This window comes from Microcoleus sp. MON1_C1 (assembly GCF_036701945.1).
Lineage (GTDB): Bacteria > Cyanobacteriota > Cyanobacteriia > Cyanobacteriales > Microcoleaceae > Microcoleus.
The window spans coordinates 1-13790 of record NZ_JAUBRO010000047.1 but is presented as its reverse complement, the minus strand read 5'-3'; the positions used below and the strand labels follow the sequence as shown (position 1 = coordinate 13790).

Genomic DNA, 13790 nt, shown 5'->3' with positions numbered 1-13790 from the left:
GTGGTGGTCAAATTTAAAAGTATTTGAAAATGCCCAGCACAATCTCCGACATTAAAGTAAAAACGATCGCAGGCGAAGACAAGCAGCTAGGAGAGTACGCTGGCCAGGTACTCTTGATAGTTAATGTAGCTTCCAAATGTGGTTATACACCTCAATACAAAGGGCTCGAAGAATTGAGCCAGAAGTACAGCGCGGCTGGACTCCGTGTTTTAGGATTTCCCTGTAACGACTTCGGAGGTCAAGAACCCGGAAGTAATCCAGAAATCGTCAATTTTTGTACTACAAAATACGGCGTCACCTTTGAATTATTTGACAAAGTACGCGCTAAAGGCACTCAGCAGCACCCGCTGTACGCTAAGCTTACGAATGCAGTCGATCCCAAGGGTGAGGTTTCCTGGAATTTTGAGAAATTCTTAGTTAGCAAACAGGGTGAAGTGGTTGCTAGATTCCGCAGCAGTGTTGGCCCCGATTCGCCCGAACTGATCGCTGCTATCGATCGAGAATTGGCAAAATAAGCAGTTCGGCAAATAAGCAGTGTACCGAATTTAACGGATTTAAGGGATGGATGTTTAGGGAAGACGGAAGAAATTAATAGGCTTTTTTTCTAAGAAGTTAAGAGCTAATTTTTTTCTGGCGATCTTCCCCATTGTGTGCAAGCACTCAACCATGAACAAATACCGATGATTGTATTTAATTGGAGAACGGTTTAATTTAATGGAAAATACATCGGGATTAGATTTAGTGGTAGGTTTACTTGCCTTCGCAATTCTGGCAGGTGGTCTGGCAATGCTATTTGTAGGCGTGCGATCGTTTCCTAAAGAAAAATAATACTAATCGATATGATGTGCGATCGCACGACCTGAATAAAAGTCTTTGTAGCGAGGACTGAAGTCCTCCTAGAAATCGGAGGGTTCCAGCCCTCACTACCCACTTAAAATGCTTATTTTACAGCAGAGGATCTGAATAAATCAAACTAGATTCAATTTGAACATTCGCAATTGAAAATCATGCAAACTACCGAAAACAACGTCAAAATTGCTCTCGCGCCGGGGAATTTGCGCCGCGTTCACCATATCGCTTTAAACGTGCGCGACATGAAAGCTTCCCGTCACTTCTACGGTACAATTCTCGGCCTGCACGAACTAACAGGTGCAGAAATTCCCGCAACTTTAACAGAAATGGTAGCCGCTGGTCAAGTCGCGAATTTCGTTACGCCTGACGGCACTGTTATTGACTTATTTTGGCAGCCCGACTTAGAACCGCCAAACCCAGACCCGGAGAAAGCTTTTACCCGCGCCAACCACTTAGCCTTCGATATAGAGCCGGATTTGTTCGATCGCGCTCTGGAAGTGCTAAAGTCAAATCAAATTGCGATCGACAGCGGCCCCGTCACTCGCGCTACAGGACGCGGCATTTACTTTTACGATCCTGATGGATTTATCATCGAAATCCGTTGTGATGCAGTTTAAACAGTCGCTATCTGGTTCTTTGCAGTCCGGGTGCACCCTACATTTACTCTGTGGAGCGCGGCGATCCGCAAACATCCTACCTTTAAAGTTGTTTTATGTTCCCTCTTGGCTAATAGGTTGCTTCGGCCAAGTAAACCGAAAAGTTGCTCCCTCACCTTCGGCAGATTCGAGGGAAATACTGCCCCCTTGACCTTCGACAATTTTTTTCACCAGCGACAAACCAATCCCAGTATTTTCTACTTTATCGCGAGCTTCCAAGGTCTGAAAAATCACAAAAACTTTATCGTGATATTGAGGAGCAATCCCCGGCCCGTCATCCTCTACAGAAAACTCGTAAAAATTATCTAACTCTTTAACCGATATTTTTACATAACCCGATTCAGCTCGGTTGTGCTTAATTGCGTTGCTAATTAAATTAGAAAAAACCTGCTGTAGCGGCAATTTTTCGGTGACAAAATTTGGCATTCCCGGTTCAACTTTCACCTCAAATTCAGACGGCGGCGCCAACGAATCAATAATTTCTTCTAATAAATTCTCAACTTTTACCATTTCTGAAGGCACTTGAATCCGTCCGACGCGGGAATATTGCAGCAGTCCCTCAATTAAACCTTCCATCCGGTGAACTCTGCCGCGCAGCAGGTTCATTTGGTGCAGAGTATCCTCTGTCATCGACTCGCTGAGGTCTTCTTCTATCCAACTGCTGAGATTTGCGATCGCCCTGAGCGGCGCTTTCAAATCGTGAGAAACTACATAAGCAAACTGGTCTAATTCTTGATTCCGCTTTCTTAAAACATTCGTGGTTTGAGCCAGATTTTGGGCTGTCAACCTCAATTCTTGAGCGCGCAACCGCAGCGATTCCTCTACTTTTTTGCGCTCCCTAATATCTTCTACCACACCCATCAGAAACTGACTGCCATCTTGTTCTCGCAGCAGCGAAACCGTTAAGTTTGCCCACACCAAGTCTCCATCTTTGCAGATGTAGCGCTTTTCCAGAGAGAAATTTTCAATTTCTCCTGCTAACAATTGGCGCAAAAGTTCCAGTTCGCTTGCCAAATCTCCGGGCCAAGTAATGTCCTGAAATCTTTTCTCTCCCAATTCTTGGCGGCTGTAGCCCAAAATTTCGCAAAGTTTTTGATTGACTAACAGAAATTTGCCTTCCACACTGGTTTGAACCATGCCGACTGCCGCCTGCTCAAAAGTGGCGCGAAACCGCTGCGCGCTTTGGGCCAAAGCAATTTCTGAGCGTTTGCGATCGCTAATATCGTTGCTGATTTCCAAAATAGCCACGGGTTGATTTTGATCGTCATGCTGCAAAGTCCATCGGCTTGCCACCGCTATTTTTGTGCCGTCTGCCTTGGTACGCACCAGTTCCCCTTGCCAAGAACCCCGCTCGAAAAAGACTTTTTGAATTACCTCAAAAGGTTGAGTCCATTCTGTTTGTAAAAGCTGGTGAATATTTTTTCCTATGGCTTGTGATTTCCGCCAGCCGTAGAGCCACTTTGCCCCCGAATTCCAATAAGAAATTGCCCCGTTCAAGTCTAGTACCGCGATGGTATCGTTTGCCAAATCCAGCATTTGCGCTTGCTTTCGCAGAGTTTCCTCGGCTTGTTTCCGTCCTCTGGCATCGCGGCAAATTGCAATAAACAAGTGTTGATCGGCCAGACGCATTTCGCTGACAGCCAATTCCATGGGAAACTTAGTCCCGTCGTGGCGAAGTCCAACTGTTTCTTGCTGGTAAGCCTTCAGCGTAGTATCGGGATGTAACACAAAATATTCGATTGAATAATCTCCCACGCTGCTGTACGGCTGCGGTTGAGCTATCAGCCGCCGCAGGTTCGAGCCAATTATTCGATCGGCTTTCTCGCCAAAAATCTTTTCTGCTGCCCTATTAAAAGACTCAATATTTCCCTGTGCGTCCAAAGTAATAATACCGTCAGCCGCATTGTCTACTACAGCTTGAATGCGAGTTTTACTTTCTTCCAAGCCAGCTTCGCGCTTCCTCAATTCCTTCTCTAAACTATCAAATAAATACCAGGAAGCCCCTGCACCCAAACAGCCGGAAAGCAAACCCGCAACTTGCACAAAATTAGTGAAATCTATCAAACCTCGTCTTTGCTGATCTAGATCTTTCTGGTAGGCTTCGCCGGCCTCATAAAAGGTATTAATTTTTGCGCGCAGGTTATCCCTCCTCAATTTGCCTTGAGTGAACACCTCAATTATTTCCGGCGACTGCACGCTTGTTGCCGAACTGTCGAGCTTATTCAAAGTGTTTTGCAAGAAATTTATATGCTCTTCGGTACTTTTTTTTATACCTTCAAATCGCTGAGCTTGCAGTTTGTTTTCTTGAAGCATAACCTTGAGTTCAGCCAGTAGCGGAGGCAAACTCTTCTTGGCTTCTGAGTAGGGTGAGAGAAATTCGGGGCGCTTCGTCAACCCGTAACCTCGAATGCCCGTTTCCGCATCCACCACGAGGGTTAACAAGCGGTTAGTTTCCTGAAGTATTTCCCTATTAGTATCTGCTCGCTCTCTTATCTCTAGAGTAATCTCCCGGAGGCGTGCAATTGCTAGCAGCGAAGCAAACAGAAGAATCATGGGAATAGCAATGATGACTGTTCCCCGCTGGCGAATTGGTCGCTCTGTCCATACAAAGCGGAGGCAGCGATCGAGCAAATACTTCACGGATATTGAAGGAGAAAGTTTGCTGCCAGTATATCGCTTTTTGGCTGTTTAGGCTATGGATAAGTTTGTTTTGTTTGGTTTGACGAGCGCCGGGGACTAACCGTGGAAACTAGATTAGACCCCTGCGATAGCTACCTGCTGACACTAACAGCAGATTTTTTGGCACGGTGTTTAAACTGAGGCACGGAGAAAGAAAGGACTTTTTTCGACACCGAGACAGCAGGCGGAGCAGAAAGGATCGTTTCTGCTTTACCTTCGTTTTCGCCTTCGGCTTCTGCTTTTAAACTAGAGTCTGTTTCGCAAGTGTTTGGAACACTTGTAACTACAGTAGTCCACCTGCCTGTAGCCGGATCGCGATAACAAGTAAAAGGATTTATTTGTAGCGGTTGACTGCAAGGTTTAATCATGTAGATGCACTCCTTTGATTCTGAGAAATTGTGCATTGCTTTCAGCAGCAGTGCTATCTCGCCTGTAGAAGCAGTATGAAGGTAAAAAGCAGAATTGTGTTTCTGCGTCCAGAGACTTTTGAAACTTCCTGATTTCCTGTTAACTTTTGCCTTCTACTGCTTCGCGACCATAGCATTACTTTTACCAAATTGCCCTTCTGGAAGCAACCCCCCACCCCCTTAATTAGGTTGAGGTGGGATTTGTAAATGCAGCGAGGCGCCCGATCGTGCCTGCAGGACAATTTTGGGATAATATACGTATTCTAGGCTGAAAAAAAATGCTACTGTGTGATCGACAACAGAGGTCGATCGCGATCGGTGTCACAATTAAAAAGCGAATGGGTAATTGGTAATGGCTAATTGGTAAGGGGGGAATGGGTAATTGGGGAATTATTCCCTCTTTTGCCATCCGTTAAATCCGTTAAATCCGGTACAAAATTCCTGGCAAAACCCCACCCGTTAAATCCCTTAAATCCCCTACATTTCTAGTTGCCCAACTTGCTTTTAACTAATATCAACTTCTGCCTTTAACTGAACAGTAAAAGTAGAGCCAACATCCAACTGACTCTGAACCGTGATATCGCCGCCCATCATCTGACAAAACAAGCGGCTAATGGCCAATCCTAAACCGGTGCCGCCGTACTTGCGAGTAGTCGAAGCGTCCCCTTGAATAAAAGGTTCAAACAAACCCTGCTGCTGTTCGACCGACATTCCAATCCCCGTATCAGATACCTGCAAATAAACCCAATCGCTCCCGCCTGCTGGTTCGCGAGTCGCGCTCAACAGCACCGTTCCACCTTCGGTAAACTTCAGGGCATTGGATAGCAAATTAAACAGAATTTGCTGGACTTTAGTCAAATCTGCATACATCACTCCCAAATTTTCAGAGCAAGAAACTTGCAATTGATTGTGATTTTTTTCGACCAAAGGGTGCAAAGTTGCAACGACTTCTTCTATTAAATTACTGAGGTCAAATTTTTCTAAATAAAGCTCCATCCGACCGGCTTCTATCTTAGAAAGGTCTAGAATATCGTTAATTAAAGTCAGCAAATGTTTGCCGGCGTTATAAATTTTTTGGGTATCGGGAATGATGTCTTCGAGTCCCGATTCCCGTGCTTCTTCTTGTAGCATTTCGCTGTAACCGATAATCGCGTTTAGCGGTGTCCGCAGCTCGTGGCTCATATTGGCTAAAAAAGTGCTTTTAGCTCTCGAAGCTGCTTCAGCTTTGTGTAAGGCTTCTTGCAAGGCTATTTCGGCTCTTTTGCGCTCGGCAATTTCGATGCGGAGCAGTTTATTGGCGGCGGTGAGTTGAGCGGTGCGCTGATCGACGGTCATTTCTAGCTGCGCTTTGGCTTTGGAGAGTGCTTCCTGAGCCCGCTGGCGCTCAAATCCTTCGATCGCCAGCGCTACCAAATTTGCCAAAGAATCAGCAAAGGTGCGCTCCTCCAGAGCCCACTGGCGGGGCGCGCCGATATGTTCGAGAGAGAGGATGCCCACGATCTGCCCGCCGAGCCTAATTGCTACATTTAATATGGATGAATTGGGCTTGCTGGCATTTGGCAGCACAGCGGAATGTTCGGCTACCGAAGATGAGTGGGACAAATCTGTTTGTAGAGATTTTTGAGTCTTTGTCGTAGGTTCTAAAGCATTGTCCGATCGCAAATTTTCGCCCGGTGCGTCGCCTTCAACATCTAAACTTGATAAATTTAAATCGCTTGCCGATATGGACTCCCGGCTCAAATGATTCTCTTGGGTGCGATCGTACAAGTCGAGACAAACTAATTTGAGGTTGGGGGTTTTAAACTTAGAATGATTAACCCCCTCGTCTTGCTCTGGGGCAGCGGCCTCTTTATCGAGTGGCCCTGTTTGGCTGTGGGCGAGCACTCTCTCGGTAAAATTTAGCTGGGGATCGCTCGGGTAGCGAGTTCCAAATCTTCCCTGGTTGTAAAGCCAGACGCTGACTTTTTCCACATCCAAAGTCCGGGCTGCAGCCTCGGTAATTTCGCGAATTCCCACATTCAGCGCACCGCTATTGAGAGTCCTCTGCCGACCTAGCTGCAACAAAGCCAAACTCTGGCGGCGGAGCCGCTTTTCGCTCTCTTGGAGGGTTTGTTCTGCTTCCTTGCGCTGGGTGAGGTCGTACAAGGCGCACAATGCCGTCTGCTGCCCGTTAAACACCAGCGACTGAACCGAGATCATCGCCCAGAAAGCGGTGCCGTCTGATTTTTTGCAGTGGAGTTCGTAGTTTTGGAGGTATCCGTTTTTAGCAAGTGCCTCAAGTACCTTTGGGCGATCGGCGGGGTTGAAGTAAAAGTCTGGAGTGCTGCAGCCGATCAATTTTTCTAGGGGTATGTTCAGGAGAGAAGCCAATTGAGCGTTCGCATACATAATTAAGCCGTCACAGAGGCGAGAAACTAATATCGGCACGGGAGTTGCCGAGGCGATCGCCCGAAACTGCTCTTCGCTTGAACGCAGCGCCAACTCAGCTTTGCTCAGCAAGTGAGCTTCCATCGTATCTGAATGTTCGGTGGTAGTCTCCAGCAAAAGTTCTAGGTCAACCTTTTCGCGCTTCAAGTTTTCAAGTTCCGCACTCAGCCGCTGAACGTCGAAAAGTAGCTGTTCTGTCGATGGTTCTTCCTGCATAGCAATTGAAAATTGGTAATTTTTAGTCTGTTCTGAAGTTTTTTACGGTTTTGTGCTAGTTTAACTATGACTTATTCCGATTAACTTCAGCCACCCTCATCCTGGTTCCCGGACTTAGCCGGGGATTCATCTTTACCTTTTTCGCTACTCTTCCAATTCTAGGTGCAAGGAAGGCATCAGCCTCTGCAAGTTTTTCAGGGATTTTATCTGCCAGGGGATCTGTTTAGAACCTTTGATGGCGATTTGAATATTTTTTTGCTGGCGCACTTTGATCACAAATTTTGAGACAATATTCATTCCAGAACTATTTAAAAATTCTAGCTTTCGCAAGTCTAGAGTCACCGTGTTTGGGCAGGAGTCAGCCACTTCGTTGAGCAGATCGACGATCGGTGCGTATTCTTCCACCTGGCTGAGTCGGAACGAGCCGCTACAGGTGACTGTTTGCGTAGCGCGATCGTACTGGATCGTGTAATCTTTGGTCTGAATCTCCATACTTTTGTCAGTTGCCGGTTTTGAGTGTAAAGGGGCTTTGCCTGCGTGAGCGAGGATTGAGCTTCAGGCTAGCACGATCAAAATTCAGCCGTTTGCCGAATGCCGAAGGCCTTTGCGTGTGTAACTTTTATTACATATACTGCCAACTGTACCATTGTCGCAGGGCTGTTATGAGTTATTTTAGGATTTCTCAGTTGTATCAGTTGTGGTACCAGTTGGCAAAAAGAATGCAACTGTTGACTAGCTCTCAACCCTAGTAGTCATCAGTCATTGCCAATCTAACATCTCAAATCTCAAATCTCAAATTGTATGAGTTGTGGGGGTTAACGAGACCAACTTTTGCTGAAGTTCCGAGCTATCAATTCGATTTTTATTCTCAAATTAGTATTGACAAAATCACCAAAATGTGAGAAATATTGCACATCTGACACTGAAGTGAAAGGGAGAATATTTAATGGCAATTTCAGGAATTACAGAAAAGCTTTTGGCGGCTAAAAAAGCTAAGGGAATTAGTTTTGCAGATTTGGAAAAAGTTTTGGGGCGCGACGAAGTTTGGATTGCTGCGGTTATTTACCGTCAAGCTACCGCATCAGAAGAGGAAGCCGAGAAAATTGTCTCGGCTTTGGGACTAGATAGCAAGACGGCTGCGGTTCTGTGTGAACCTCCGTTAAAAGGTTCTTTGGATGCCTCGGTTCCAGTTGACCCTCTGCTTTATCGATTCTATGAAATAATTCAGGTTTACGGGATGCCGCTCAAAGCAGTGATACAGGAAAAATTTGGTGACGGGATTATGAGCGCGATCGACTTTACTATGGATGTCGAGAAAGAAGCAGACCCAAAAGGCGATCGAGTGAAAATAATTATGTCGGGAAAATTTTTGGAATACAAAAAATGGTAAGCCCGGGCCGCTTTACTTTCAAGTGAAAAATAAAAATTCAAATTTGCTCGAATGACTCATGACTAATGACTGAAGCCTCAAAAGTGTTAACTTAGAAATAGAGATCGCGAAGCTTGACTGGCTTGGGTGTCCGCTCGGGAAACCCTTCTAGGGCAAAGCTAAGGTCGCTCCCGCGGCAACTTCCCCAGTCGAAACAAGCAACCGCAACCGTAAAGTAAGAGGCAAATATGTCAAAATATGACTCCCATCTCAGATGCTCGTTTTGCGGCAAGTCGCAAGAGTACGTCCGCAAGTTAATCGCTGGGCCCGGCGTCTACATTTGCGATGAATGCGTGGAACTGTGCAATGAAATTTTAGAGGAGGAGTTCTTTGACTCCAGTAAAACAATTGGTCAACAGATTCCCCAATCAGAGGTGCGAGAGTCTCAGGGACAAGGAACGCGGCGCCCGGGTCGATCGAACAAATCGAAAATCGTTTTAGCTCAAATTCCGAAACCAACAGAGATTAAGCAGCATTTAGACAACCACGTCATCGGCCAGCATTCAGCAAAAAAAGTCCTTTCTGTAGCAGTTTACAACCACTACAAGCGCTTGAGCGTTGACCAAGCTAAAGATAGCGACAAGTCTTCCCCTGACAGCGATGTAGAACTGCAAAAATCCAACATCCTCCTAGTGGGCCCCACAGGTTGTGGCAAAACTTTGTTAGCGCAAAGTTTGGCGCAAATGCTCGAAGTGCCGTTTGCGGTAGCCGATGCGACGACTCTGACAGAAGCTGGATATGTCGGCGACGATGTAGAAAATATCTTGCTGCGGCTGTTGCAAATGTCGGATTTTGATGTTGAAGCGGCGCAGCGTGGCATTATTTATATTGATGAAATTGACAAGATTGCTCGCAAAAGCGAAAACACTTCGATCACTAGGGATGTATCAGGAGAAGGAGTGCAGCAAGCGCTGCTAAAAATGTTGGAAGGAACAGTGGTTAACGTGCCCCCGCAAGGCGGCCGCAAACATCCTTACCAAGATTTTATTCAAGTTGACACTAGCAAAATTCTATTTGTTTGTGGCGGTGCTTTTGTCGGTTTGGAAAAAATAGTTGAACAGCGTTTGGGTAAAAAATCCTTGGGCTTTATTCAGCCAACGGAAAGTGACAGCAACTCGACTTTGCCGGCGAAAGACAAGCGGGCGGCTGATATTTTGCAGCAGGTACAGCCGGACGATTTAGTCAAGTTTGGTTTGATTCCTGAGTTTGTCGGGCGGATTCCGGTGGTAACGGTGATTTCGCCGCTGGATGAAGCAGCTTTGATGCAGATATTGACTGAGCCCCGGAATGCGCTGGTGAAGCAGTATCAAAAGCTGTTGAAGATGGACAGCGTGGAGTTGGAATTCCAGCCGGAAGCGCTACGGGCGATCGCCCAGGAAGCCTATCGTCGCAAAACTGGCGCGAGAGCTCTCCGCAGCATTTTAGAGGAGTTAATGCTCGATGTGATGTACGAATTGCCTTCTCGTAAGGATGTGGCTCACTGTATGATTACTCCTGAAATGGTCGAGAAGCGATCGACTGCCGAATTGCTGTGGCATCCCGCTTGGCGCAAACAGCACGAAACTGCATAATTTATAGTTTGTAGGGTGTGTGCAGCGCACCCTACAAGCTTGGCAAATTTACTTTATGACAGTTGAAAAAATGTCAGTCAATGTAGCTAAAGCCAGTAAAAAATCGAGATGGCCAGTATCCAGTTTGCTGCCGAGGATTGCAATTTACAGCGCGGTTGTGGCTGGCATCATGGCGTCATTTTACGATTTTAGACTCGGTACACTCTCCATCTTCAGCGGTACGGAATTCTCGGAAGCAAAACAATATATTGCTAGCATCAATCGAGGGCAGCAAGCTTACTATGCAGAATACGGTCAATTTAGCGATTCCATTGCAAAATTGGGTCTGGGAATTAAAGAACAGGCAGATAACCATAATTACACGATCGGATCGTCAATGGGGCCAGTTCAAACCTTGCAGAATCAGCGCGAGCCGGCACAATTTGAAAGCGCGAGCGCGATCGCCAAACCTAATGATATGAGTATCGGGAAATCCTACACGGGCGCAGTATTTTCTTACAAAGAAAAGGGTAGCGATATGATAACAACGATTGCTGCCATTTGCGAGAGCAATGGGGTGAACGCAACTTATGCAGAAACTTGGAGTCCGCCAACTTTTGACGGCAAAGAAATTCACTGCCAGCCCGGAACAACTAAGTTAAGGTAAAACCTTGAAACTATTTTGCGTCACTTTTTGACCGTCTAAGTAAAATTGAAACTGCCAATTTCCAGGCTTGTCACCTTTTTGAAACTTGTACCAACACCAAGTATTTAATCGATCGCCCGTCGTTTTTAAATAAGATTGACTCTGGGCTGCCAATGTTCCTTGAGGATTGACTACCTTACAATAACTTCTATATTCTCCTTCTGCCAAGTTAGTAGCACTCACAGCAAAATAGACTTTTTTGTTTTGTTTCAAAGACCAAACATCCCTAAGTTTCGTTGATTCTAATTCGTCAGTTAACATTACTTGAGTCTTAGGGTTCAAATTTGCTGAGTTGATTACTCGTTTGAGATCTACTGATGTTTGAGGTTCGGGAGATTTCCCAAAAAGCGGAATAAAAATAGCAGAAATTGCTGTTAATACTCCGACTGATATCAGTACCGGTTTTAAGTTGTGGCGCTGCTGAACTACTTCTAAGGGAATCAACGCATTAAGTGCTGCATCGGCGGAAGGATAGCGGTGTTTGAAATTAGGTTCCACCATCTTTTGCAGCCAGTCAAGAAATTCGGGAGTTAGTTGCGGTAAGCAGTGTTTAAAATTAATCCGCCCCGTATCGTCCATCAAGCTGCCAATTTCAGTAGAATTGATGCCGATTAGCAAGCAAATTAGCGTCGCGCCGAGACTGTATAAATCCGATGCAACTGTTAGCTGGCGGTTGAACATTTGTTCTGGCGGCATAAAGCCCAAAGTACCTTTAACAACGCTGCTGGCGGCCACTTCTCCCCCGCCGATTCTAGCAAATCCAAAATCGACAAGGCTGACATTCAGGCGATCGTCCACCAAGATATTTTCCGGTTTTAAATCTCTGTGAATTACTGGCGGAACGCGGTTTTGCAAGTATTTCAGGATTTCTAAAACAGAGATAGCAATTTGCTTGGTTCGCGGCGGTGTTAGCTGGCGCCAAATAGCGAGAGAATCGGCATTTTTGTATTCCTGTACCATGCAAAAACCCGATGCAGTTTGGAAGGAATCTAAATAGCGGGGAATGTTGGGATGATCCAGTTCTCGCAAAATCTGAGTTTCTTGTTCGCACGCTTGATATTGAGTCCAATTAGCTCCTGTTTGGGCAAATTGAAATTGTTTGACGGCGACGGAACGTTGGGTATTAATTTCGGTAGCGAGATAGGTAACTCTCCCCCCAGCGCGATTGTGTCCGAGTTCGCGAGTTATTTGATAGCCGTAGTTGGAAAAATCGGGGTATGCGTTCATCAGATAATTTGCTACTATAAAAGTACGGTTGGTTATGGTTTAATCAAATTTGGCTCGGATTTGCGATATTCGGCAATGATTCTGTTTCTTTTAAAAACAATCAGATTAAGTAATGGAATAGCAGTGACGATGAGAGGGGCGATCGCACTTCCTGCTACAGCTAAAATTTTCATAGTCTCAACCGATCCTATCTCATTTTCCCACTTTAAAGACTGTTGAAGTCCGGCTCCTAAACTAATCCAAAAGCCAGCAGCAAGAAATGCGATAGCCACAGCATCGTGCTTAAAAAAACCTCTTTTAAGCTGAGCGTAAATCATAGCTTTAGCTAATTTATAAACTACCAGCCAACAACCAGAACTAACCAAAATAAGATAGAGCATTCCCATAGCAATCCACAAAGGTAATTCCGATATATCTCCCACTATCAGGAAAAACAAAGAAGAGAACATAGTCACAAGTCCAGGAACTGCAAATGCCGCGATTGTCAAGTTTCTATTATTCGTAACTGAAGCACCAAGTAAAGCTGACACCACAAAACAAACTAGCAAAGCGATTGCTTTACCCGTAGTATTACCAAAACCACTACCAAAAATTGATTCAAAAGTAATTGCTGCAAGAACGATGGCTGTAATTCCCAAAGTTGATCCAAAGACCGACGCAAACCAATTTACTTCAGTTCCATTCACTTCTGCGTTGAGTGTCTTTTCTGCTGCTGCAAAGCCAGTGACTAGCACGGCTACAGAAATCAAAAAAATTAGTCGCTGTATTTCGCCACTCAGCACCCAACCGACTAAGATAAAGAAAAACATAAAAATCCGTGTTTCTCCAAATAAATATAGCGTTTCTTTAGGTTCGGGAAGACGAGCAGTTTTAACTTGAATAGCAATTGTATGGGAATCTGGCTCGGAATTCGCGTGGAGTATAATCTGGCGCTGATAAGTTTGACGCGCTAGCAATTTGCTCGTATCTACGGTAATTTTACACTCAAACTCATTGCCTTCAAATTTATAGGTTTCAAAGAAAATCCAAGGGTGGTCGTAAGGAGTATGAGGCGGGTCATTTGGATGCGGTGCGACTTCCCATCTACCTGCTAAAATTGTATCGGGAATTGGATTGCTTACGGTAACGGTTTGTGTTACTTTTTCTCCAAATTCTGTGGCGGTGAATTGAAGGCGATCGCGCTCAATTCTCACTTTAGGTAAACGGCTGACATCAAGAGACCTCAAAGCCGTCAAAGCATCAACAGCCGACTTGTATCTATCTTGAATCCTCGGCGCTACCATCGTTTCCAGCCAATTCATCCAACCCTGCTGCAACGGCGGTACTAAATGCCGGAAATGAATGCCATAATTGGCATCAACTAAATTACCGATATCCGCAGATTTCGTACCAGTTAACAAGCAAATCAGCGTGATCCCCAAGCCGTAAAGGTCGGATGCTTTTGTTAATTTTCGGTTGAACATTTGCTCCGGCGGCATGAATCCCATCGTGCCTTTGACAACGCTGCTAGCCGCGATATTTCCGCCTCCAATTCGTGCAAAACCGAAGTCTACTAAATAAACATTGATACCAATTTTACATGAAGTTGCATAGAATAAAGATACTGTTTAGAGGTGATAAGTTATGGCACGTCAACTGATT

Annotated in this window: 11 protein-coding genes; 5 read left to right on the top strand and 6 right to left on the bottom strand. The window is 45.3% G+C overall.

The genetic code is table 11. The features are described from left to right. Positions 1-29 precede the first annotated feature (29 nt). Positions 30-515: a glutathione peroxidase gene (locus QUA62_RS22785; RefSeq protein ID WP_333285059.1), complete on the top strand. Its 486-nt coding sequence runs from the start codon at positions 30-32 to the stop codon at positions 513-515. A gap of 492 nt (positions 516-1007) precedes the next feature. Next, positions 1008-1469 carry a VOC family protein gene (locus QUA62_RS22780; RefSeq protein ID WP_333406953.1) on the top strand — a complete coding sequence of 154 codons (462 nt, stop codon included), beginning with the start codon at positions 1008-1010 and terminating at the stop codon, positions 1467-1469. 93 nt (positions 1470-1562) lie between these two features. Here QUA62_RS22780 and QUA62_RS22775 read toward each other — a convergent pair whose 3' ends face one another. From QUA62_RS22775 to QUA62_RS22760, 4 genes are all read right to left on the bottom strand, one after another. Continuing rightward, complete coding sequence (locus tag QUA62_RS22775; protein ID WP_333406951.1) at positions 1563-4148, bottom strand: PAS domain S-box protein; 2586 nt, start codon at positions 4146-4148, stop codon at positions 1563-1565. 131 nt (positions 4149-4279) lie between these two features. Further along, positions 4280-4555, bottom strand: a complete 276-nt coding sequence (locus tag QUA62_RS22770) for a hypothetical protein (RefSeq protein ID WP_190662469.1) — start codon at positions 4553-4555, stop codon at positions 4280-4282. 543 nt (positions 4556-5098) lie between these two features. Further along, a complete protein-coding gene (locus tag QUA62_RS22765; RefSeq protein WP_333406949.1) occupies positions 5099-7237 on the bottom strand; it encodes an ATP-binding protein in 2139 nt (712 codons plus the stop codon). Between the two features lie 144 nt (positions 7238-7381). Beyond that, on the bottom strand, positions 7382-7729 hold the full coding sequence (locus QUA62_RS22760; RefSeq protein ID WP_333406905.1) for a slr1659 superfamily regulator: 348 nt from the start codon (positions 7727-7729) through the stop codon (positions 7382-7384). 454 nt (positions 7730-8183) lie between these two features. Here QUA62_RS22760 and cynS point away from each other — a divergent pair, with 454 nt between their 5' ends. From cynS to QUA62_RS22745, 3 genes are all read left to right on the top strand, one after another. Beyond that, complete coding sequence (gene cynS / locus QUA62_RS22755) at positions 8184-8627, top strand: cyanase (protein ID WP_190662463.1); 444 nt, start codon at positions 8184-8186, stop codon at positions 8625-8627. Positions 8628-8854: 227 nt separating this feature from the next. Next, positions 8855-10237, top strand: a complete 1383-nt coding sequence (gene clpX, locus QUA62_RS22750) for an ATP-dependent protease ATP-binding subunit ClpX (protein ID WP_333285050.1) — start codon at positions 8855-8857, stop codon at positions 10235-10237. A 55-nt stretch (positions 10238-10292) separates the two neighbouring features. Next, on the top strand, positions 10293-10883 hold the full coding sequence (locus QUA62_RS22745; protein ID WP_333406903.1) for a type IV pilin-like G/H family protein: 591 nt from the start codon (positions 10293-10295) through the stop codon (positions 10881-10883). Here the strand turns inward: QUA62_RS22745 and QUA62_RS22740 are convergent. Together QUA62_RS22740 and QUA62_RS22735 are read right to left on the bottom strand one after the other, a co-directional pair. Beyond that, positions 10875-12149: a serine/threonine-protein kinase gene (locus QUA62_RS22740; RefSeq protein ID WP_333406901.1), complete on the bottom strand. Its 1275-nt coding sequence runs from the start codon at positions 12147-12149 to the stop codon at positions 10875-10877. The two genes, QUA62_RS22745 and QUA62_RS22740, sit on opposite strands and share 9 nt — an antisense overlap. A 32-nt stretch (positions 12150-12181) precedes the next feature. Then, complete coding sequence (locus QUA62_RS22735; protein ID WP_445301701.1) at positions 12182-13666, bottom strand: serine/threonine protein kinase; 1485 nt, start codon at positions 13664-13666, stop codon at positions 12182-12184. Positions 13667-13790: the final 124 nt, after the last annotated feature.